The 25695-nt window shown below is 69.8% G+C and carries 1 protein-coding gene (only partly in view); it reads right to left on the bottom strand.

The annotated features are described in order from the left end of the window. Positions 1–25695 carry the 5' portion of a hypothetical protein gene (locus tag AC1DP3_RS14500; protein ID WP_477294449.1) on the bottom strand. 8058 nt of this gene lie to the left of the window's left edge, so the window shows 25695 of its 33753 coding nt (coding positions 1–25695); its start codon is at positions 25693–25695; the stop codon falls past the left edge of the window.

Genomic DNA, 25695 nt, shown 5'->3' with positions numbered 1-25695 from the left:
GCTCTTGATCGTCAGGAAGTCATTGCCCTCGCCGAGCAGGATGTTGAGGACCTCGATGGTGCTGAACGCCGCATTCTGGCTGTAGCTGCCGGTCACCGGGTTGTAGACGATGGTGCCGTAGCTGATCCCCGCCGGGAAGATCGCCGGCTCGCCGAACGGCATCGTCTCGCCGGCGCCGAGGAGCGCGCCGAGGTTGAGCGGGGTCGTGCTCATGCCGAGCCCCGTAATGGTGGTGGAGGTGAGCTCGCCCACGAGGTCCGCCTGGCTGGAGTCGGCGAAGACGTTCAGCACGTCGACCTGCTGGGCCTCAGGCGGCTGCACAGCGATCTGGAAGAGCGGCGCATTGCCCTCGCCCGGCAGCAGGACCGCGGGACGCAGCGACCGGTCAGCGGCGGTCGTGCCACCTTCCACAGCGAGGGGACCGCGGATGCCGCCGAGCAGATGCAGCTGCTTCGCGAAGGTCTTGAGGTTCTCTCGTCCCGTGACGCCGAAGCCCTCGTCGGCGACGAGCTTGACAATGACGGGCACGTACCAGTTGGTCGCGGTGAAGGTCACCGTCGCCGCCCACTGCTGCACGGTGACACCGGCGCCAGCTGCCGTGCCGGCGGTGAAGCCGGTGGCGATGAGCACGAGGCGGTCGAAGGCGGACCCCGTGATCGCCTGGATCTTGTAGATCGCCGATCCGGACCCGAGCCGCACGAGCTGACCCTCGAGGAAGCCCGCGTCCAGCCAGCTGCGGTGGTCGTCGCGCTCCAGGATGCCGGTGCCGGCGGTGTACGTGACGGTGCCGGTGAACCGGGCTCCGTGCGCCTGGTAGGTCACGCCGGCACCGGGCTGGACATCCGTCTGTCCATCCGTCTCGATCGCCACCGTCACGTCGGCGATGGGCTGACGGGTGAGGCGGATGTCGTACTGGTCCCCTGCCGCATTGGCGCCCGTGACGACCCGTGTGCTGCCGTCCGTCTCGGTGACGACGACGCCGGGAGTCTCATCGTCATAGACGAGAGCATCGATCGTCACCGGCGCGGCGGCGTATCCGAGAAGCACCGCGAAGGTGAGTGTCGTGTAGCGCGGGTCCTGCCGAGTGGTGTCGTTGTCGGCCTGCAGCGTCACGGTGACTCCGGTGCTCCACTGCCCGGCAGGGATGTCGATGTCGTAGACCCCGGTCGAGATGAGGTGCACGCCCACGCCCGAGAGGGTTGCGCGCAGGTCGCTCAACGTGACCCGGACGGTGACCGCACCGCCGGGGTTCGTGGCAAGGCGGACGATGACACGGTCGGTCAGCTGCGTGATCGCGGTGCCCTCGATGACGGTCGTCCCCAGATCGGGATTGCCGTTCGCTCCGATCGGGATGACCTCGATCGCCGGACGGTCGGCGTCGCGCACGGTGACGGCGACATCGCGCACCAGCACGTGGTCGAAGTATGCGTCGGCGCTGATGACGGAGTGTCCCAGGACGACGGTCTTCTCGCCCTCCGAGACCCCGTCGGCCGGGGCGATCACCGAGACGATCTGCGCGTGAGCCTTGTCCCAGGCGTCGGGCGTGAAGAGGAGGACGATCGCGTGCGCGGGCACGGGGGTCAGGACGCCGTTGATCCAGATGTTGCGGTCATAGTCGACGGCATCTGCGATGACGCGCGACAGCCACACGCTGTCGCCGCTCGTGGCCTTGCTCGGGTGAGCCGCCGAAACCGTGACGTAGACGTCGTCGGTGGGCCGCTGCGCGAGGTAGACGAGATACGTGTCAGCGATCCCGCCCTCGCGCACGCCGGTGGAGCCGCTGGTCTCCTCGATGATMACGGGGCTCTGCGCTCCGCGGACGACCGTGACGTCGACGCCCGGAGCCGGCAGGCCCGCGTAATCCGGGTCCGCGGAGGTGATGTCGTGGTTGACGACGCCCGACGTGCCCTCGACCTCGCGCGACACGACGGCGCCGGCGACATCACCTGCGACGTTGACGACATCGGAACCCAGTCCCCCGATGACACGGGTGGCGACACCCGGCTTCGTGGAGAGCACGTCGAAGATGTCGTCGCCTTCGAGCCCATCGATTTCGAGCAGCTCGACGCCCGCGTACGTGACTGCGAGACCGGCGCCGTAGATCGCGAGGGCGGTCACGACGATGTGGTCGGCGAATTCGGTGCCGAGCACGACGACCTTGTCGACCCCGGCGCCACCCTCGATCGACACGKGGGCGTTGATGTTGTACTGCACCTGGTTCTGCCCCGCACCGGTGCGGACCTCGGTCGTCGCGGCGGTGGAGAAAAGGCTCGCGCCGAGCTTCGGCCTGGCGACCTGGTTGGCGGGGTCGCCGAACCAGACGATCTCGCCCTGCGCATCAGTCTCGGCGAGCGCGAAGGCTCGGACCACGAACAGGTCGTTGCCGTCGTCGCCCTCGAGCCGCAGCGGCGCCTGGTTGGCGTAGACGGTGAACGAGTCGTCACCCGCACCGCCCTGTACGACCAGCGGCGCGCTCGCACCGGCCGACAGCCAGCCTCGGGTCGTCGCGATGGTCGCGAAGACGTCGTTGGGGTGCAGCGAACCGCCGGTCGTCAAGCCGGTGGCCCCCGTGCGTTCTGTGGCGTCGCGCTGCAGGCCGTAGAGCTGCCCGATCTGGAAGGTGTCGTTGCCTGCCCCGCCGTCGAGCGTCACGAGCACTGTCGTGTCGTCGCTCGCGAAGTAGTCGTTGCCGCCCTGCCCGAGGACGAACAGTCGGCCGTTCAGGCCCGTGTCGTATCCGATCCGCTCGACGGCAAAGGCGTTCTCCGCCAGGAGGGCCACTCCGCCCGGTGCCGCGGAGGCGAGTGTCGTGTGCAGCAGCGCCACGATGCCGGGGCGGTCCGCGGTCTCGCCGTCGATGCCGGTCACGCGGCGCAGCAGGAAGAGGTCGTCGATCGGGTACGGCGTCGTCGCGTTCAGATAGCCGTTGAGACTGCTGTCGGCGCCGTAGACCCACAGCTCATCGACGCCGTCGCCCGGTGCACCGGTGTCGAGCACGTTCGCGATGTAGTTGCGCGGGCTCCCCCGGCTGCCTGTCGTGTAGAAGGTGTAGTGATCTGTCTCTGCCTGGCCGTCGAGCATGAGGGTGTGGCCGGCTGCGACATCCATGGTCTGCAGGTAGTAGACCGTGAAGCTGTCCTCGCCGTCGGGGCCGTCGGTGGCAGAGGAGTTCTGGCCGCCGTGGATACGCGTGTCGCCGCCGAGGTGGATGTATCCGGCCGATCCGTACGTGGTCTTGGTGTTGCTGGGGTCGATCCCGCTGGGGTCACCGAGCTGGATGGTGTCGACGTCCGTGTCGCCCCACACGTTGGTGACGGATGCCGCACCCGGCGTGATGTCGCCGCGCAGGACCATCGTCGTGCCGTAGTGGGCGTCGAGGTTCAGCCAGTCGCCGAAGATGTCGATCCCGCCGCCGGCGATGATCACGCTGTTGGAGTCGGTCGTGATGTCATCGCCGACCTGCAGCCGGATGAACCCGGTCGCCGCGATGCGGCCCCGCGGCACGTCTCGCGGCAGCACTGCTTCGGCGAACCGCACCGAGCCGTTGCGCAGCAGGTCGAGATCCTCGTCGAGGTCTGCCGACTCCCGGACGGTGAGGGTGACGTCTCCGCCGAGCGCCTCGGCGAGCACGAGGAGCAGGGTGCCGTCGACCTCGGTGAGCCAGATCGAGACGGATGCCTCGAGCCCGACATCCCCGGTGCCCGAGAACTGCGAGTCGATCTCGAGGTCATCGCCGGCGATGCCGATGCTGCCGCCGTTCGCGTCCAGGTCGATCGAGTTGCCGAAGACATCGGCGAAGGCGCCCCCGAATGCGTCGAGGATCGATCCGGCTCGCGTGGTCAGGGTGACATCGGCGTCCGAGAACACCAGCAACACCCGGAGATCATCGACTTCTGCCGCGATCCCATCGATCTCGGTGATGAAGATGCTTTCGCCGGCGCGAGCGAGCAACCAGCCGTCTGCCAGCCCGCCGTCGTGGTTGGACGAGTCGATCTCGACGAAGTTCGTGGTCGAGCCGATGCCGCCGTTCACCGCGAAGAGACTGACGCGGACCCCCACGACGTCGGCATCGTCGTCGCCCGCCGTGGCAGCGGCATCCGCCCCCGTCGGAGCGTCGACGATCGACGCCGCACGCGAGGTCAGGCGGACGTCTCCGCCGCGAGAGCGGATCATGCCTGCCCGCAGGTCGCCCGCGACCTCTTCGAGCGCCACACCGCCGTCGACGCTGACGTCGATGTGGCCCGTGCCGAGCACGTCGGTGAAGCCGAGGATCGTCACGGTCGGGCCGACAAGCCCGGCGCTCGCGCTCGTGAGGAAAGTCGCACCCTCGACATCGGCGATGCGGATGTCGCCGCCCGCGATGACCCCGGCGCTGCGCGGCACCGTGGCGGCGGAGGTGGTCTGTCGCGGAAGGGTGTACCCCGCCACCCCGGTCGGATGCACGAGAGGCTGGCGGGCCACGAGGGCGCGCGTGCGCTCGAACGTCCAGACCGATGCGATCGTCGTTCCAGCGTCGGGGTAGGCGGCCGGGTCGCGCTGCAGAGCGGAGCCCGAGGGGTCGGGACGGAAGTGCTGCGAGTAGTCCTGGTCGTGGACGCCGCCGGGCTCGCCCTCGACGCGCACTCGCACCCAGCCGGTATCGCCGTCGCCGTTCTGGCGGAGGCTGTCGAGGATCACGATGTCGGCGTGCCCGCCCGTGACGATGCGGTCGATTCCGACGCTGAGTGCGGAGGAGGGCTCCTCTCCGGGGCAGAGCGGCCCGCGCTCGACCGCCTGCAGGCGGAGGAAGGCGTCGCCTCCCGCCGTCACGAACATCGAGAAGTCGCGGCACGAGTCATCCGTCGCCGCCGGCCGATCGCCGCGGTTGACCGACTTCACGAGGCGCACCTCGAGGCGATCCGCCGCGGTGCCGATCGAGCCCGCGGTCGCCTCGAGCTCCGCGACCCACGTGTCGATCCAGGAGTCGCCCACCGAGCGGATGTCTCCGGACTGGGCAAGGATGCGGGTCCATCCGGCGGGGTTGACGATGGCGCCTCGCACGACGACGTCCGACGCCGACGGGCCGAGCTTCTGCACGTCGACGATGGCACCGGTGGGTGCGAGGTTGCGCCACAGGTCGAACTCCATGACACCGTCGTCGGCGCGGCCTTCCGAGAGGACGCTGCTCCCGGTCGTTCTGCGGACGAACTCGACGAGCGGCTTATCCGTCCCGCGATAGATCATGTCGATGCCGACGATCTGCAGCTCCTGACTGGAGCGGTCGATGATCGTGACGGACTCCAGCGAGTCGCGGAATGTGAAGACGGGCAGGACGCCGGCGGGGTTCCGGCTCGCGTCGGCCACGAAGGCGACGTCGCCATAGCCGAGGTTCTCGACCTTGACGTAGTAGTCGCCGTCGGTGATCTGGCCGCCGACGCCGAGCGTGGCGCCTGTGCCGACCTGCGAGAAGTCGTCCCAGACGGTCATGCCGTTGAGGGCCTTGATCGTGCCCGTCTCGTCGATGACGAGTTCCGGCTGGCCGGACAGACCGCCGAGGATGATCACGTCGGCGCCCCACACGATGGAGTCGGCTGTGCCGTTGTCGATGCTCGTGTAGGCCTCGACCAGGAGCGCGAGCGCCGGCTGCGCCTTGTTGAGGGCCAGGGTCGTGCCGCCGACGAGGTGCGTCTGGCCGATGCGCTGGTTGTCGCGGGCGCCGGCCGTCACGGTGACGTACCGGCTCGTGGTGACGGTCGTCGGGATGCTGGTCCCGCCCTCCTCCGGCTCCTCCCAGTAGGGGAAGAGCGCGACGGCGAGAGCATCGGGATCGCGGATGATCTGGATGCCGGCCCCGACCGCTCGGAGGTCGACGCCCCGCTCTCCGGTGATCCGGGTCGGCCCCGCCGCCGTACCGGAGATCTCCACCTTCGTCACGGAGTCCACTTCGACCTTGGCGTGTGCCAGGGCGACGGCCACGCCGAGGAAGATCGGGCTGAAGGCGGTCGCATAGGCCCGGGCTCGTGCGTAGAGCCGGTCGACGAAGGCGCCGATCGCGACTGATTCGCCCGTGAGCGTGGAGCCCGCGCCGACGGTCACGATGGTGTCGGCGTCGACGTGGACACCGCGATCGCCGTTGGTCCCGTCGCTGTCGGCGCCGGCGCCCACGCCGACCGAGTAGGTGTCGCTGTAGGTCTGGACATCGGACCGCGAGCGCGCCTCGACGATGAGCGCGTCACGTGCCTGCAGCGTCGCCCCGCTCTGGATCACGACGCGCGTGAGGAAGTCGAGGCGGGCCGTCGTCTCTGCGATCTTGCCGCTGATCGCGCCGCCGCCAGGGGCGGATGCCGAGGCCGAGGCGATGTGGTCGGAACTGGCGCCGAGAGTCAGGTCGTCGCCGGCGGTGAGGTGCGTGCTGCCGGAGATCGTGACCGAGGTCTCGAGCTCGTCGCCGTTCAGCACCCACACGTCGGCGTGCGCTTCGCCCACCTCGAGACCCCCGCCGCCGGCGGCCGAGGCCGTCGCGGACTGGCTCGTCTTGGACTCCGCGGTGATCGTGATGCTGCCGCCCGACCGGACCTCGGTCGCCGAGATCGTCACGGTGACGTCGGCGGAGTAGTACAGCGTCGCGGAGGGGAATGCGAAGCTGAACGCTCCCCCGCCGCCGCCGCGCGCGATGGAGGTCGACTCGCCGTTGCCGGGGACCGCGACCGTCGAGGCGAGGGAGGCGCCCCCGAGGCCATGCAGCGAGTGGGTCCCGCCGCTCGGCGCCGCGAGCACGAGTCGCAGCGTCTCGAGGTCGCCGCACGTTCCTCCGGCGCACGGGGCCAGGTCGAGTCCCAGGATGCCCAGGCGGTGGGTGCCGCCCCGGGTGACCACGTCCGTCGACGAGTACACGGCGCCGTTCCGCCGGTAGAGGGTGACGGTGTCCGTGTTGCGGATGGCGATCGCCGCACCGCCCCGTGTCTCGGACAGCGCGCGGTTCGCCGACGAGCTGCCGGCGACGACGTAGTAGGTCTTGCCCTGCTCGAGCCCGAAGAGTGCGCGGGTGAGGCTGTGGGGGCTCTTGCGCGCGGCGTCGGACAGGTCGTCACGTGTGATCGCGATGGACGTTCCCGCGGTGATCGGCGCGACGTCGGTGGTATCCGCTGTGTCGCCGTCGCCGTTCGCGTCCACCCCTGCGTGGCCGACCGCCTCGTAGTAGCTCCCGGCGAGCCGAATCGTGTTCGCGTCGACGACGTAGACGAAGTAGGTCGTGCCGTTGGTCAGGTTCAGTCCTGAGCCGTGGTACACGACGGCGTCGCCCGTCGTGAATCCGTGGTCCTTGAGGTAGATGTTGTTCGCCGCGTCGTTGTGCAGGACGGGCGCGTCGGGGTTCAGCGCGGTGGTGCCGGTCTTGCAGAGGCTTCCGGTGCGCTGCGGTCCCGTGACGGAGACGCCGCACCAGCTGAACGTCGTCACCGTGACATCGACGTCGTCCTGAGTGAAACCGGCGTGCCCGTCGGATTCGTAGGTGACGGCATCCCCGACCGCGAACTGGGCGCCCATCGTGAGATACGTGCCGCCCGCGACGAGGGCGAAGCTGCGTAGCAGGCTCGCGTCGGTCGCGATCGCCGCGGCCTGGGTCGTGACCAGCCGGATGGTGTTCGGATCGACGACCTTGACGTAGAGCACGCCGGCGCCGAGCGGACCCTGCCACGCTTCGATCACGCCGTCGCCCAGGAACCGGACCGCATCGCCGGACTGGAAGTGATGCGGCGACGAGAAGGTGATCACGTTGCGCGCGCCGTCCACGGAGCCCAGCGTGAACGACTGATCGAACGCAATGACCGCGGGCCCGTTGTTCACCGAGGGCTGCAGGACCGTGACGGTGTAGGCGCGGCATCCGGTGCTCGTCCCCGTGCACACCGACAGGCCGCCGATCGTGCCGCCCGTGGCGGTGTAAGTGACCTGGTCGCCCGTCTGCAGCGGGAAGTCGACGGTCAGGGTGTCGTCGGCCTCGTTCACGGGAAGGATGATCGCGCCGTCCTGCACGTGCCCCGCCGAGGCCGGCGTGCGCGACACGATGCCGGACACGCTGACATCGCCGGTCGCACTGATGCGCGTTCCCGTGCCGATCGTCACCGTCACCGTCGGGTCGACCGTCGATGTCGCGGTCGCCCCACCGGCGCGGATGGCACCGCCGCCCCACGCCGCCGCGTACGCGTCGGACTCGGCACGGCCGGTGGCGCGGACGACGACGTTCCCGCCGGCTTGACCCGCGCTCGTGGCGGTGATCGTGGAGTCCGCGCCGATCCCTGCGGTCGTCGTCGTCTTGGCCGTCGCCTTGGCGGACGGCGCCGCGACGTTGATCGCCGCACCGCTCGAGATCACCATAGAGGCGCTGGCGGCTCCGCCCAGGATCGTGGCCGTGACGGTCACGTTGCGGGCCGATGCGGTCACCTTCTGCCCGATCTCGGCACCCGCGACGCCCGCGAGCGTCGCCTCCGCCGAGAGGGCGTCGACCGTGAGGAGCCCCCCGGAGCCGCGGTCGGCGGTCGCCATCGCCGATTCGGTGAGCTCGGCGGTCACCGCGAGGTTGCCGGTGGCCGAGACCGTCGTGGCCGCCGACGTGGAGAGGGCGCCGCCGAGCCGGGCGAGAGCCCGCGCGTCGACGAAGCTCAGTGCCTTGCCGGTGCCGATCGCGATGGCTCCGCCGCCGCCCGAGGGCATCTTCGCGGTCGCGTCGGCATGCACCTTCGCCTCGACCGTGAGATCTCCGACCGTCAGGTTCGCCCCGCCGTCGACGATCGCCGACACGATGGCGGCGGCCGCCGTGGTGCCGATCTCCGCGGTGGGCGAGTAGCTCTCGACGGCGACGAGACCACCCGCGCCGCCGGTCGTCGTCGTGTCACTGCGCATCGTCACATACGCGCCCACGAGGGTCGCGACCGGCGTGGTGATCGTTGCCGCGCCGATGCGGGCGAGCGCGCGCCCCGTGATCGTGGTGCGGGCAGAGATGGCCGAGACGGCGATGAGACCGCCGGTGCCCGCCTCGACCGTGGCCGTCGCCGTGCGGGTCGCGGGCGCTGCGACGCCGTCGCCGACCCGGACGACCAGGCTGCGGGCGTTCACGCGAGCGCCATCGGCGACGTCCGCGACGAGTACGTCGTCGATCGTGACGGTCGCACCGATCGTGGTGACGGAGACACCGGTGGATCCGCTGCCGCCCTTGAGTGTCGCCGTCGCGATCTGAGTGGTGGTCGCCGAGACATCGACATCACCGGATGCCGTCACGTGAGCACCGGCTCCGAGCCGTGCGACGGTGTGGGCCCGGTTCGCCACGGTGGCGACAGTGACGGAGACGGCGAGTCCTGCGACCGCGATGCCGACGGCGACGCTCAGCGTCTGGGCATCGGCATTGCTGCTCGCGACGGCGGCCACGATGACATCGCCGGCCGTCGCGGTCACCGCGGCGCCGTCGATGTAAGCGGCCGTATCTGTCGCGATCAGGTTGTCCGACAGCACGATCGAGTTCGCCGAGGCCGCGCCGAGACCGACCGACACCGCGACCGAGATGCCGAAGACCTTCGCCCTGATCGTGGCCGACTCCGTGGCGCGAATCGTCACCGATGCGGCACTCACCCCGGTTCCGCCGTCGATGTAGGCGTGCACATGCGTGCCGATGCGGTTGGTGGCCGTCGCGCCGGAGGCTGCCCCGGTGATCGCGACAGCCGACAGCGCGAGCGCGATGGAGCCGGCGGCGACCGTGGCGGTGATCGATGAGGTGTCGGATGCCGTGAGGCTGAGAGCCCCGCCCGCATTCACGCTCGTGTTGCTGAGGAACGCCTCGACCCGGTTCGGCTCCTCAAGGGTCCAGAGCAGGACTGCCGAGTAGTCCGCGATCGCCAGATCGACGAGCGCGTTCGAGCCGAGGTAGCGGTAGACAGCGCCGGCCGTCCCGCCCGCCGTGTGTCCGTCGGCGACGAGCACGCTGTCGCCGTTGCGGAGCGTCGGAGTTCCGTCGGTGCTGAGGAAGTCGTAGTCGAGTCCCAGGTGGTTGCGCGCGACCGCCACGCCTACCGCGACGGCTCCGGATCCCACCAGGCCGCCCGATACCGCCCCCGCAACGCCGACGATGGTGGCGACGATCGTGGGCCGCGCCGTCGCACTGAAGCTGACGCCACCCGACGTCCCGATGGACGAGCCCTCACCGTACGCACGCACCGCGCTGAGAATGACGTTCTCGGCGAGGGCACCGGCACCTGCGATCGCGAGGCCGCCGAGGGCGCCGATGCCGGCGGTGACGGCAGCCGCGATCGAGAAGGCGAGGATCGTCGTGTCGTCGGTCGCCGTCGCAGTGAGCGAGGCCGCATCGACGGTCACGCCGTTGACGTACGCCTCGACCTGGTTCGCGATCACGTTGCGAGCCAGTGCCACCCCGATCGAGGCGGCACCGCCGACGAGACCCGCGCCTGCAGCGAGCGCCGCGGCCGCGACATCCGCCTTGATGATCGAGACGTCGCTCGCCGAAAGCGTGATCACACCCGCGGTGATCGTTCCGGCCCCCGCCAGGAACGCGGCGACGTCCACCGCGATGCGGTTCTCGGCGCTCGCGCCGGCTCCCGCCGCGCCGATGCCGATCATGCCCGCGCCGATCCCCACCGACGCCGCGAGCACGAAGGCGGCGATTGTCTGCGCAGACGTCGCGCGGACCGTCAGCGCGCCGTCCGTGGTGATGGTCGATCCGGTGGTGTAGGCGCGCACCTCGGCCGCGTTGCGGGTGAACAGCTCGCGCCAGAGGTCGGGGTTGGTGAAGTCGACATTCGTGTAGCCGGCGAGGGGCACCGTTCCGACGTACTGGTAGACGCGGCCGCTGTGCGGGCCCACATCGACGAGAACGGTGTCGCCGGTCGCGACGGTCTGACCGGCGCCCAGCCCGGCGCTCAGCCTGTGGTCTGCCGCAGTGCCGTCGCCGGCGTCGAAGCCGATGACGTTGCGTGCGATGGAGACGCCGATCGACAGCGCGCCGGCCACGAAGCCTCCGGCAATCGCCACAGAGGCGCCGATCACGGTCGCGACGATCGCCGCACGGCCGTCCGCGGTGATGTCGACCGCGCCGTCGCTCAGGACGGTGCTGCCCGACACGGAGGCGTTGACGGTCGTGGTGACGATGTTGGTGGCGAGCGCTCCCCCGCCGCTGACCGCGGCCGCACCGGGACCGAAGCCCGCAGAGACCGATGCTGCCACCGAGACGGCGTCGATGGTCAGGGCGACGACCTCGAAGCCGCCACCCACCGCGCGGACGATCCAGCCTCGGCCGGTCGCGGCATCCCGCAGCACCCACTGGCTGCCCTCGACGAGCTCAGTCACGGCGAGCTGATCCGAGAGCCCGAGACCAGGCAGTGCTTCGCGCAGGGCAATGAGCCGCCCAGAGGTGAGCTTCCCCTTGCCGCTGCCGGTGAGGTCGTTCGTGTCGTCGACCGCGCCGTCCAGCGTCGATGCCGAGAGCGGCCCCGTGGCCACCGGCTCGGATGCCGCGCTCGTCGCGGCGATCCGCAGCGACGCGACATCGACGTCGGCGATCCCCGCGAGGTAGGCGGCCACGGTGTCGGCCACTTCGTTGCGGGCGAGGGAGATGCCGATCGAGCCGGCGACCGCGACGCCTGCTCCGGCGACGGCGAGAGAGGCGCCGACCGCGACGGCGCGGATGCGCGCGGTGTCGATCGCCACGATCGCGAGGTCATGCGCATGGATGCTCGCCGCGACGGTGCTCGAGATGAAGGCCTGGACGAGCGTCTGGATGCGGTTCTGCACATCAGAGGCCGCCGCCGTCGCCGAGACGCCGACGCCGCCACCCGAGACGGCCACCGAGATGGCGAGCACGATCGCGTCGATGGTCGCTTCGTTGGTGGCCCTGACCGTCAGGTTGCCGCCGGCGTGGACGGTCGAATTCGTGATGTAGGCGCGCACTTCGGCGGGCGCTGGGGTCACGCCGAGGCCCGAGACGCGGTAGCCGATGAGGTTGCGGGCGATCGAGACGCCGAGCGATGCGCCGATGCCGACGACGCCGCCGCCGATGGCCGCGGAGGCCGCCACGATGACTGCGGAGATGGACGAGGTGTTCTCGGAGGTGACCGAGACCGCGCCGGTCGTGGTGACGGTGCTGCCCGTGATGAACGCGTTGGTGCGGCTCAGGATGACGTTCGAGGCGAAGGCGCCGGCTCCGCTGACGGCGATGCCGACGATTCCGACGGCGACCGCGAAGGATGCCGCGACCGCGAGTGCATCGATGCTCGCATCGCTCTTCGCGGCGATGGTGACTGAAGCCGCGTGAACCTCGCCCACCGAGGCGAGCCCCGCGCTGACCGCGGTGTCGATCGTGTTCTGCGCGATCGTGATGCCGACCGAGACGGCGATGGCGGCGGTGCCGGCGAAGGCGGCGGCGAGCGACGCCCCGATCGCGAGGGCGCGGACGGCCGACTCGTCGGTCGCTGTCTGGGTGATGCCGGCGGCCGTGATGCCGCGGACGGTGTGCTGGGCGTTCGGCTGCCCGGTCGCGGTGGCCGCGACATCCGACGCGATCGTGTTCGTCGCCCAGACACCGGCGCCGCTGACGCCGATGCCCACGACCCCGGCCCCGGCGATCGCTGCCGAGGCCGCGACGACGAGGGCGCTGATGGTCTGGTGCGATGTGGCCGTCTGGGTGAGCGCGCCCGTGGCGAGCACCGATGTGTTCACGAGCTCGGCCGCGACGCGGTAGGCAGCGCGGGTGCCGTCGGTCCTGGTGCCGCCGATGAGGTTCTCGGCGATCGCGATGCCGATCGACACTCCGATGCCCGCGGTTCCCCCGGCGCCGATCGCCGCCGAAGCCGCGACGATCGTCGAGACGATGGTCGCGCTTCCTGCTGCGGCGAGCGAGACGGCTCCCGTCACATCGAGCGAGCTGTCCTGTGCCCAGGCGCGCGCCGAGCCGAGCACCTCGTTGCGGGCGTAGGCACCTGCACCCGCGACTCCGGCGCCGACATCACCCCCGCCGCCGATCGCGATGGCGGCGGCGACCGCGACGGCACCGATCGTCGGACGCGACACGGCATAGTCACCGGTGTCCGTGCGGGTGATGAGGAACACGTCGGTCCCTGCGGTCAGCTGCCACACGCGGCCGGTCTCGACGACTGTCAGCGTGGGCGGTGCGTAGATCCAGCTCGGACCGGTGAACGTCACCAGGTCGAGGTTCAGGATGCCGGTGGTTCCCGCATAGCGGTAGGACCTGCCGTTGACGGCGTCGTAGAGGATGTCGCCCTTCGTGACGAGGATCCACCGGTCACCCTTGAGCCACTCGCCCGCGACGGCGTCGAAGTCGACGCCGGTGAGATCGACATCGACCATGTCGGCGCCGTTCCACACGTACACCGCGCCCGCCGCGCCGCCGGCCGAGTGGCCATCGGCGACCAGCACCGCGACGCCGCGCTTCAGGTTTGCAGAGGTGTTCAGCGATGAGATCGACGGCGCGACCCGCGTGTCCGAGCGCACCTGCCCGACGACGAGTCGAATGCCGTGGGCGGCGAACTGGTTCTCGATGGCCTGGAGGATGGCTGCATCCCCTGCAGGGTCCGTGGCGTCGTCCTCATCGTTCGCCGACGCATCCCCGAGGCCGGCCTGTGTCACGCCGGTGAGATCGAAGAGCTCCGATCCCCGCGAGGTGGCCGTGATCGTGACTCCGCCCGTGCCCGTCGTCGTCACCTTCGCCGAGATCACGGCGGCGGCGACATCCACATCGATGCGGTTGAGGGCGATGGACAGGCCGATCGCGATTGAGATGCCGAGGTTGCCGCCGAAGTTCGCCGATACTGCGGCCCCGACCGCGACGATCCGCATCGATGAGCTGTCGTCGGCGATGACGCTGAGGGACGCGGCACGGATGATGCGCGGACTTGCCGCGCTGCCGCCGTCGATGGCCGCCCGAGTCGATGCGTGGATGCGGTTCTCGGCGAACGATCCGGCCGCGGCGAGCCCGAGCCCGGCCGTGGATCCGGCGCTGATGGCGGCGGCTGCCGCGATGACGAGGGCATCGATGGTCTGAGAAGAGGTGGCGGAGAGAGACACCGCGCCCGTCGAGTAGACGTCGGCGCCGGAGATGACCGCCTCGGTGGCCGCCGCGCCCGGGGTGAGTCCGATGCGCTCCCACGAGGAGGGATCCGTGAAGTCGACCGAGAAGAGGGCGACCGAGTGCGTGACCGGAGGACCGCGGTACGAGTACGCCTCGCCGTCCAGCACGCCCCCGCTGACGCGAACCGTGTCGCCGTAGTTCAGCCCCGCCACCGTCTGGTTGGACGTGTAGGTCGTGTTGACTGCCGTGTCGTCCCAGCCGATCATGTTCCGCGCGACCGAGATGCCGAGCGCGAGACCGATCGAGGTGCCACCGCCGGCTGCGATGGAGCCCGCGATGCCCAGGACGAGGGCGTGGATGCTGCCGGTCGACTTCGCGTCGACGATGACCTCACTCACAGGAAGCGCGGCTGTCCCGAGCGACCCGCCCACGACGCCCGCCCGTGTCGTCGCGAGGATCCGGTTGGTGGATTCGGCACCGCCGCCCGCCAGCGCGAGGGCCGGCGACCCCCCGGCGACGCTGACCGAAACCGCCACGGCGATCGCCTTGACGAGGATCTCCGCATCGTTCGTCGCCGAGATGTGGATGCCTCCCGGCGCCACGATGACGCCGGGGCTGTAGAGAATGGCGAGCACCTGCGAGTCGATGGTGTTGTGGGCGAGCGACATCCCGACCGAGCCCGATATCGCGCCTTTCCCCCCGAGGCTTGCGGCGACCGAGACGCCCTGGGCGTCGGCCGTGATCGAGGAGGTGTCCGTCGCCGTGACGTCGAGTCTTCCGCCGGCGTGCACAGCGGTGCCGGTGGCGGATGCTTCGACCCGGGCCCCGATCATGTTGTCGGCCCACACCCCGCCGATCGCGACGGCGAGCGACGACTCGGGTGAGGCCGCGACGGCGACGGAGGTCGCGCTGATCGTCGCGACGATGGTGGACGCGTTTGTCGCCCGGAGGATCACGTGCCCGCCGGCGTGAAGGTCGCCGGCGATCGCGCGAGCCTTCACCTCAATCGGAAGGGCCGACCCTGTGACATCGAACGTCGTCGGGTTCGCGTACTGCTCCCAGCCGATGAGATTCCGGGCCACCGCGATACCGATCGCGACGGCTGCGCTCGTCTTGGCCCCCACACCGACCGCCACGGCGATCGCGGCGACGACCGCCGTGATCTGGGATGAGAAGTCACTGGCGAGTGTCAGGCTGCCCGCTGTCGCGTCGACGCGGCTGTGGTCGATCGTCGCATTCGTGCGTCCCTGGATGAGGTTGATCGCGACGGCACCGCCGCCGCTGAAGGCCGCGGAGCCCTTGATGCCGAGGGCCACAGTGATCGCGGATGCCGCCGATGTCGCGTGGATGACCGAGGCGCCGGTGGTGGCGACTCTGACCGCGCCCGCGGCCCGCGCCAGCGGCACGTTCTGGATCTGCGCGTCGGTCTTGGTGCGGATGTCGTTGCGGGCGAGGCTCAGGCCGACCCCGATGCTCGCGGTCTGTCCGTCGGTCAGGCCGATCGTCACGGCGGTGACCGGCGCCTCCACCCAGGCATCGATCGAAGCGAGGTCGTCGGCGGTCACCGTCAGGGCTCCGCCCGCGCTCACCGAGGGCGCCGCGTCGACGACCGGGGCGGAGAGGATCTCGGCACGCGTCACCGCGTTGACCTTGTTCATCGCGATGACGGCGCCGATCACGATCGAGGCGGCGTCACCGCCCCCCTCTCCACCGGTCGGAACGTCGATGTTCACGGAGACGATCGCGTTGCGGATGTGCGCGACGACGCTCGAGTCGCCGGTAGCCGTCACGAAGATGTCGCCCCCCGCGTCGATGGTCGATCCGGTCACGGAGGCCACGGTTTCGGCGGGGATCTGCGTGCCGATGTCGGTTCCCGCGACGGCATCCGCGATGTTGAAGAAGATGTTCTGCGAGCCCCACCCGATCGTGTTGAACGCGAGCGTGATGCCGATCCCTGCGCCCGCGGTCTCGGTCACCGCCGAGATCGTCGCGATGATCGCCGACGTGTTGCTCGCCGTCACGGTGACCGAATCGCCCGCGAGGAGCGCGGCATCCGTCACCGTCGCGTGTGCACTGCTGAGCACGAGGTTGGTCGCGATCACCACGCCGAGGGCCGCGGAGCCGGTGCCGCCGGAGGCGATCATGCTGCTCGTGATGATGGCGGTGATTGCGGCTCGTTCCGTCGCAGCGACCGTGAGCGCGCCCGCGGCGTCGATGTCCACATTCGTGATGGCGGCGGTGACTGCCCCACGGACGTCGTTGAGGGCCACCAGGCCGCCGCCCGCCGTCGAGACCGTCTCGAGCGTCTGCACGAACTGGAGCACGCGGTCGATGAACGGGATCTCCCAGATCGTGTCCACCAGGAGGCGCTTCCAGAGCGGGCCCTTGTAGTCCACTGTGCCCAGGTTGACGTGGGGAGCGGCGCCGCCGACGTACTCCCAGACCATCCCGGCGCATTCGGCTGAGCATCCTGTGTAGTCGTCCGCGACCCGGACGGTGTCGCCGTGGTGGAGGTCGACTGTTCCGGAGTTCGAGGTGTGCGTGTAGTCGAGCAGCGCCGCTTCGATCAGACCGGCGACGAGCAGAGTCGGGTCGTTCACGGACTGGGCCAGGACGTCGAGGGTGATGTCGGCCGAGATCTCGGCGACCTCGTCGGCGGTGACGGCGACATCTCCGCCGGCGGTGACCGTCATGGCGGTACCGGCGGCGTCGAGCACGGCCGTGGTCTGGACATTGACCATGTTCTTCGCGACGGCGATGCCCACCGAGGTGGCGTTGGATCCCCACACCATGACGACGACGGCGGCGGCTTCGTTCGAGACCTCGGCGTTGATCACTCCCGCGTTGACGGCGATCACGGCGACGTCGCCGCCCGCCGTCACGGTGGTGCCGGCGATGCGGGCCTCGACGATCGCGGGCTGGGCTCCGCCGAGCGCACCGGCGAGCGCCGGCGTTCCGATGATCGCGTCGATGAGGTTGAACAGGAAGTTCTGCGACTTCCACCCGATCGAGTTGAAGGCCAGTGTGACTCCGGCGTTCTGGGATGCCGAGGCGACCGCAGCGCGGGTCACGGCGTCGAGCTGCGCGACGTTCTCAGCATCGACCAGCACGTCGCCCGTCGTGGTGACGGCGCCGCCGGTGATCGTGGCCCGCGCCTCGGACAGGACGACGTTCGTGGCGATGACGCCACCGACGGCGATGGAGTCGCCCTCGATGTCGGGGAAGGATGCGCCGCCCGACGAGACGACGGTCGCATCGGTGATCGCCCGCAGCAGCGCCTCTTCGATCGCTTGAACGAGAACGCCTGCCGCGGTCACGGTGACGCCCTTGATGCTCGCCCAGGCGTGGGTGCGGACGTCGTTGAGCACGACGATTCCGCCGACGGCGATCGCGTCCGAGCCCGTGACGTTCAGCCCCTGGGGCAGGATGCCGGTCTGCGGCAGCGGCTTCCACCAGCCCAGGTCGCTGTAGTCCTCGTTTCCGAGGTCGCGCGACTCGTTGTCGGGCCCCATCCACTCGTAGACGACGCCCTCGTCGCCGCCGAGCGCGACCCACGAGGAGGCGTCCGTGTAGTCGATCAGTCCGAGGTCTGCGTCCGTCAGCGAGCCGGTGCCGATGTACCGGTAGGCGCGGCCCCCCTCGCCCGCGATCAGCACCCAGAGAGCGGTGTCGCTGTAGTCCTGGGCACCGAGGTCGAGGCGGGCGTTCCCCCCGATGTAGCGGTAGGTGCCGGCATCCCCACCCCCGGCGTAACCGTCCTCAACCTCGACGACGTCACCGGTGACGACGATCCGCACGCCCGACGAGGTCGTGAAGCGAGCGTCGGCGTACCCGTCGTCGACGCGCACGATCATGCCGTTGTCGACGTCCACGTCACTGTCCGAGCTCGTGAAGTCCTCTTCGATCGCGGCCACGCGCACCGTGGTGCCGCGATTCAGGACCCGCGTGCCTTCGGCGGAGGTGTAGATCGACGACACCGCGTTGTCGTTGAAGTAGCCCTGCGCGACAGAGAGCCCGCCGTCGTTGAGGGTGCTCGACGACGTGAGCAGCAGGGTGTTGGCGAAGATCCCCGTGGCGTCCTTCGCCACGATCTCGACGGAGCCGCCCGCGGTCACTGCTTCGGCGGCCGAGCCCGGCGTGTTCTCGATGCTCGCCTCTGCTCCCGCATTCACCTTGTTGCTCGCGATGAGCACGCCGACCGCGCTGCTCTTCGCATCGATGAGCGCGGATGCCTCACTCGTCGCCGCGTTGCTCACCGTCGCGTTGATGCCGGCGGCGTTGATCGCGGTGACCTTCACATCTCCGTCTGCGTCGACGACCGTGTCGAGCACCTTGGCCCTCGCGATGGACGGCTCACCATCGCCGAGAAGCCCGCTGATCAGCGGCTGGCCCAGGATGGTGTCGATCGCGTTGAACCGGACGTTCGTCGGCTTCCAGCCCACCGTGTTGAACGCGAGCACGACGCCGACGGAATCGGCACCGCTGTACGCCGATGTCAGCAGGGTCGCGTCGATCAGAGCGCTGTTCGTCGCCGTGACGACCAGATCCCCGCCGAGGTCGACGACGGAATTCTGCACCAGCGCGGTGGCTGACCCGAGCACACGGTTCGTCGCGATCTGCGCCGCGACGCTGAGCACGTCMCCGGTTCCGTAGAAGCTGCCGCCGGTTGCCGACACATTCAGCAGCACATCCGCGATGAGCCACGCGTCCTCCGTCGCCGTGACCGAGAGGCTCGGCGCGGTGACCCTGGCGTTGCTGACCTTCGCCGTGACCGAGCTGCGTACATCGTTGAGCATGACCAGGATGCCGACAGACCGGGCGTCCGAGCTCGTCAGGTTGCCGATGTTGGGGTAGAAGCGCCGGAGGTTGTCCTGCCCGGCGACCATCCGCACCCATTTCGCGGCGTCTGCGAAGTTCGCCGCGGTGATGCTCGCGAGGTCGATGAGAGCGCTCGTGGTGCCCTGGTACTCGTAGATGTCGCCGGCCACGAAGAGCACGGGCTGACCCGGATGCGCGGCCGTCCAGGCATCGATCCAGCCCTGGCCCAGGCGCACATGCGATCCCTTGCCCACTGTGCGGATCCCGGACCGGGTCGTGAAGTCGTAGTCGCCCGGGATGACGACCTGGTTCAGGATGTCGGCGATTCCGGCGAGGGTGTTCGAGGTGGCGACATCCTGGATCACTGTCGCGGTGGCCATCACACCGGCGGTGTCGGCCGCGCTGATCGTGACATCGCCGCCGGCCTCCACCGTGCCGCGCGCCGCGCCGGTGAAGACGACCTCGGCGTGGGCGAGGCTGTTCACCTTGTTCGTCGCGACGAGGATGCCCGCGGCCGTGCCGGTGGCGCCGTAGCCGGCGACCTTGCCGGTCTTCTTGTCGGCCTCCTGGCCCGCGGCGCCGAACGTGATGTCCACGGCGGCCGAGACGATGTTCTCGTTGCTGCCCAGCGCGGTGAGGATCGTGGACGAGATGGCGTTGACGGTGACCGAGCCGGCGACCTGCAGGGACGAGTCGGTGACGACCGCGCGGGCGAGCGAGGGCTGCTGGTCGCCGAAGATCGCTGTGATGACCGGGTTGCTCCCCAGGCCGAACCGGTCGGCGATGTCGGCGGCCGAGACCCCGAGGATCGCCTCCACGAGATACGAGAGCAGGTTCTGCGAGGTCCAGCCCAGTGAGTTGAACGCGAGGATCACGGTGAAGGCGTCCCAGGCCTCCATGTGCGTCTGCGTCGCCGCCACCGCGTCGCCGGACTGCGACGCCTGCACGAGCAGGTCGCCGTTCGCGGTGATCGGGCTGCGCGTGACGAGGGCCTGCGCGCTCCCGAGGATCGCATTCATGGCCAGCACGCCGCCGCCGCCACCCCAGGCCAGGATCGTGCTGGAGTCCTGAGCGGTGAGGGAGGTGACATCCGTCGCCCGCACGGTGACGTCGCCGTCTACGTCGATGCCGGTGTCGACGATCGAGGCGAGCGTGCTCGAGCGCAGATCGTTGGTGACGACGAGGCCGAAGTAGCCGGCGGATGCGCCGACCTTCGGCCTGTTGAGCCGCGTGCCGATCTCCCCGAGCAGGGCGTAGGCGAGCGAGCTCGTGAAGAGGTTCGTGGGGCTGAGAAGCTTCCACAGATCCGGGTCGGCGAAGTTGGTCGAACCCAGGTCTTCCGAGGCGTTCTCCAGACCCATCCACTCGAAGACCTGATCGTCGGCCCAGACGCGATCTCCCAGATCAAGCGTCACAGTGCCGGAATTGCTGGTGTACAGGTAGTCGTCGAGCTGATCGCCGAGATAGCGGTTGATCAGGCCCGAGCCCGCATCGTTGTTGGGGGCGATTTCGGAGAAGAGGGTGGTCGTGGCCCCGATCACCGCTGCGCTGAGGGCATCGACCGTGAGGGAGCCGGCGAAGACGGTGGCCGCGATGTCGCCGATCTGGCGCCAGCCGGGGGCCAGGAAGTTCTCGTTGGATGCCGGGGGCCCGCGCTCGAGTCCGGTCCACTGGAATCTGCCCCCCGCGGTGAGCACGACGTCGCCCGGCTTGATCGGCGCGGACGGATTCGCGAGCGTCCAGCTGGCGGGGGTGATGCCCTCGATCTGCGCGAAGGCCCCGGCCGACACCCGGTTCGAGGCGACGACCCCGTTCATTGCGAGGCCCTCAGCCCCGAACAGCGCAGCCGGGTACGACGTCGCGTCGTTGCCGAGGTATGCCGAGATGGTGGACGACGCATCGGCCACAACGGCGACGGCTCCTCCTGCCTGGAGGGCGCTCTGCTGAACGAAGGCCCGGGCGATGGCGGCGCTCTCGTTGCCATACGCCGTGTGCCCGCCGATGACCGGTGAGCCGAGGATCGCCTGCAGCGTCTCGAAGAACGTCGCGGTGGGCTGCCAGCCGATGGTGTTGAAAGCCAGAACCACGGAGAAGGTCTGAGCCCCGGACGTCAGCGCGGCGCGGGCAGACGCCTCGATCTCGGCGCGGAGCAGGGCGCGCACCGTGATGTCGGTCACGGCCACAACGGTGCTCCACAGCACGCTGGCCGTCGCGCCGCCGAGCACGCGGTTGGTGGCGATGATTCCTCCGGCGGCGAGCGCCGTGCCTACCCCGGTGATGCTGTTGCCCCCCGAAGCCGAGGCCGTCACGTCGGCGTCCGCCCGGATGATCGCCTGCTCGATCGCCTCGACCATGAGCGAATCGGCCGTGGCATCGGCATACGAGAGGGTCGCAGTCACGTCGCTGCGCAGATCGTTGAGCACGATCGCCGCCGCGATGGCGACCGCGTGCGAATTCGTCAGGTTGAACCCGGACGGGAACACGGTGCTCGGCCGCACCGGCTTCCACCACCCGAGGTCGAGGAAGTCCGTCGTGAGGAAGTTGACCTGAAAATCGTCCGGCCCCATCCAGGTGTAGACGCTGAGGGGGCTGTCGGCGACCCTGACCCACAGATCCGTGTCGGAGTAGTCGACCGAATTGAGATCGACCTGTTCGTCGGCACCGAGGTAGCGGTAGGCGCTGCCGGCGTCGCCGCCGATGACGGCCCAGCGGCTCGCGACCGTGAAGTCCTCCTCCGACAGGTCGATGCGCTGGCTGCTGCCGAGGTAGCGATAGAGGGTGTCCCAATCGCCGCCCGCGTCGTGACCTGCCTCGACGAGCACCACATCTCCATGCAGGACGTAGCGGATGCCGAGAGACGTGCTGTGCCGCGTCGTACCGTAGTCGTCGGCAAGGCGGACGACGTCTCCTTCGACGAGCGCGACCGGCTGGTCGAAGATCTCGTGCTGCGCGGTGTAGTCGTCCTCCACGGCGCCGATCGGGATGAGCACGGTGTCGCCGCGGTCGAGGGTGACAACGCCGGTCTCGGTGGAGAGGTGATCGTGTGCGGGGAGGGCGAGCAGCCCGCTCACGGCGTGGAAGCCGCCATCGTTGGTCGTGAGTGAGCCGGTCGTGAGCTGGACGTTCGAGTAGATGCCGGCGGCGTGGTCGGCCGCGATGCGCAGCAGGCCTCCTGCGGCGACCGGGATGCGAGCGGAAGTCGTCGACTCGATGACGGCACGGGTCTCACCGAGGATCTTGTTGCTCGCCACGATGATCCCGGCCCCGGCGCTGAACGTGAAGGCGATGCCGTTCGACGTCGACTGCGCGGAGTTGCTGACGGTGGCGTTGATGGCCTCGGCCGAGAGCGCCGTGACGACGATGTCGTGTACGGCCGTGAGCCGGGCATCCGTCGACGTCGCCGCGATCCGCCAGGGGGCGGCGACGGCGAAGTCGACACCGAGCAGCGCCTCAGCGAAGGCGAGCACCGCGCCGAGCGCGACGGGCTGCACCGACCAGCCGATCAGGTTGATCGCCATGGCGGCGCTCAAGGTCAGCTTCGGAAGATTGTCGACCGAGATCGTCCCGGTGGCTGCGACCGCCGAGACACCGGAGGTGGCGTCGATCCGCGCACCGCTGCTGTCGGCCGAGATGAGGATGGAGTCTGCGTCGAGCGAGCCGCCCACGACATTCGCGACGACCGAGCCGGTGAGGACGTTGACCGCGAGCAGCCCCGCGAGGGCGGAGAGGTCGGAGGTGACGACCGCCGTGTCGCGCTGGGCGATCGAGGCGGCGGTCGTGGTGGCGATGAGGATCGGCTCCCCCACCGCGAGGACGTCGATCGCACCGTCCGCCGTGACGTCGGAGGCCGAGATCTGGGCAAGGACCGTCCGGTGAAGGAGGTTCCAGGCCATCACGCCGGTCGCGGTGATGAGCGGCGTGCCGGGCATCAGCACCTGCTCGCCCGCCTCGACGTTGAGCGAGCTCGCGTCGCGCGCCGACACGGTCACATCGGACGTGCTCGTGACGTCGGCATCCGTGATCGACGCTTCGGTATTCCCCGTCACGCTGACGAGGGCATCCTTGGCGGTCGCGCTGTAGCCGCCCGTCGTCGTGGCAAGCACCTCGAGGCCGCCCACCTGAAGGCTGGTGCCCGCGACGCTCGCTCGGGCGTCGTCCTTGGTGGCGACGATGTGGACGAGTCCGATGAGGGTGGAGGGAACGTCCCCGGCGACGTCGCCGGTGTTCTCGGCGCGGACGGCGACGAGGCCCCCGGTGACGATCTCCGTGGCGATCGATGCCGCCGTATCGCGCTGCAGGGTCACGTGGGCCTGCAGATCGTCGAACTGGAAGGTGCGCCCGGCGTTCTGCGGCCCCTTGACCGGATCGATCAGCAGGGCGTGAACGGCGGGCGCAGTGTCGTCATGGAGGACGACGACGAGGTGGATCGAGTCGCTCGCAGACACGAGCACGGTCTGGGGCACCGTCGCCGACGCGGGCCCGCCCCCTGTCAGGGTGACGATCGCACCCGAGCGTATGTGTGCCTGCGTGGAGCTGGTCGCGTCGACGTCCACGCGGGCGTCGGAGAAGGAGACGACCCCGGGGCCGAACGGGATCACCGAGGTGGCCGTGGCGTCGTACTCGAACTCGACGTTCGTCGCCGCGATGACCTGAAGGGTCGCGGCATGGATGTCGGCTCCAGCGACGATCTCGGCGAGTGCCGAAGAATTCAGCGTGTAGGTCGCGGTCTCGGCTGCGCCACTGCGTGTGACGTGCTGCTGGGCCGTGGCGCTGATGACCACGTTGCGACCGACCACCTTTCCGGCGACCCGGGCGTGAGCGCCGGCAGTCGCGCTCGGCGCGGCCGATTCTGCGAAGGCAGCCAGTGTCACGTCGCTCGTGGTGATGAGCGAGGCACCGGCGAGGAGTTCGATCGTCTCGGCCAGCGCCGAGAAGAGTGCCGCGCCGAGGTTGATCGCCCCGGTGATGAGCACCTTGTCGATCCCGCCGAGACCGTCGATCGTGAGTGACGCGCTGGGGATGTCGAATTCGATCGACTCCATGCTCGACGAGCTCGCCACCAGCTTTCCCGGCGTGGAAGGCGCGAGCGTGATGACCTCACCGGACGCCGTGCCCGCGACGATGAGGTCTGCCACTCCGCTGATCGTGATGGGCTCCAGGCCGGCGTAGGTGTATGCCACGCCGCCGACGGTGATGACCCCGGAGTGCGGGTCGTACGCGACCGAGCGGACAGCCCGGCCGGCGGCATCCAGCACCAGCGTGTCGAAACCACCCGCTCCGCCGTCGATCACACCGGCGATCCGGCCGTCTGCCGCGAAGTCGAAGACGTCCTGGTTGCCTGCGGCGCCGACGAGCTGCTCGAACCCGTCGAAGCACACATCGCCGACCGTTCCTGCTCCGTCGCCGGTGATGTGCCACGTGACGTTCTGGGAAGGACCGGCGAGCGTGTCGTCACCGCCTCCGCCCGAGATGCGCACCGCTCGGCCGCCGGCCGAGCCCGAGATGGCGACGCGGTCGGCCGAGGCGCCGCCGGCGAGGAAGATCGACAGAGCATCCGGCGCCACATCGATGTCGTTGGCGTCGGTCATGCGCACCAGCGAGACACCGTTCGCCCCCAGCACCAGCTGGTGGTCGAGGCGATCTCCGGCCGTCGCGACCGCGGTGTCGCCATCGAGCGACCAGCGAGTGAGCTCCGCCGTCAGAGGCATGGGCTCGACGCCGGGAAGGGTCAGGGTCGCGGTGCGGATGCCGGCAGCCCCGGGTCGCACCATAACGGTGATCGTGACGCTCGCGCCCGGGAGGAGCACGCTGGGCAATCCGGTCACATCGAAGGACCCCGAGGGATCAGCGAGCACATCCCCGAGCGTGATCGCTTCCGTGCCGGTGTTGGTCAGGATGAACGTGCGAACAGCGCCGACGGCGGGATGCACCTTGCCGAAATCGACGGCGACCACCGAGACGACGAGGCCGGTCACCGTGGTGGCCGCCGATTCCGTCGGGAGCGGCGACGCGGCATCCGAGGCGCCGGGCGTCGACGCCGCCCCATCGGACGCGGCTGCCGCATCCGGGCCCGTGGTCTGGACGGGCGGCGCGGTCTCGGCGGGCGGCGCGGTGTCTGCCGCCGGGGAGGGATCCGCAACGGCGGGCTCGGCGGGCGCCGCAACAGGATCAGCAGCGGGGGCCGGTTCTTCCGCCGGCGCCGCAGCCACTTCTTGCGCGGGTGCGGGCGGGGTGTCCTCCACGACCTCGAACGGGGCGAGAAGTGCGCCCGCTACAGGATCTGCGGCGGCGCGAAGAAGATCGCGAGAGGCGACGCGCAGCTCCGCTCCCGGTGCGAGGACGTCCTCCATGACGCCGCCGTGGGCGTGTGCGAGGCCGAGGGCGTGACCGATCTCGTGACGAAGAACGGACGCGAGACTCATCCGCTGCCAGCCCCAGCCGGCCGCGTCGACATCGACGCGGATGACGCGCCCGCTGGCATAGCCGAGCGTGCGCCCGGGGAGGTCGGCGACGCGCGCCGAGATGCCGGCCGTGTCCGCTCCGACCGCGCGCCACTCGCCGAGAGCCCGGGCGAGGGCGCGATCGAGAGCGTCCCCCGTGAGCGAGCGTGCCGGGGCGTGGTCTGTCGCCACACGCGAAGCCGTCAGCGCCGATGCGCTGGAGACGGCTGTCACTGCCGGTGCGGCTGCGAACTGGATCGCCATGCTGGTGACGACGACGAGGACCAGGGCATGGAGGAGCGAGCGGGCGCGCCTCCGCGCCCACAATCGCTCACCGTCGGCAGACGGCTCTCCACGGCGTGGAAGGTCCAC

Source organism: Microbacterium sp. P5_B6, assembly GCF_056400345.1.
Note: the sequence above shows the minus strand (reverse complement) of the source record. Positions and strands in the feature narration are given on the sequence as shown.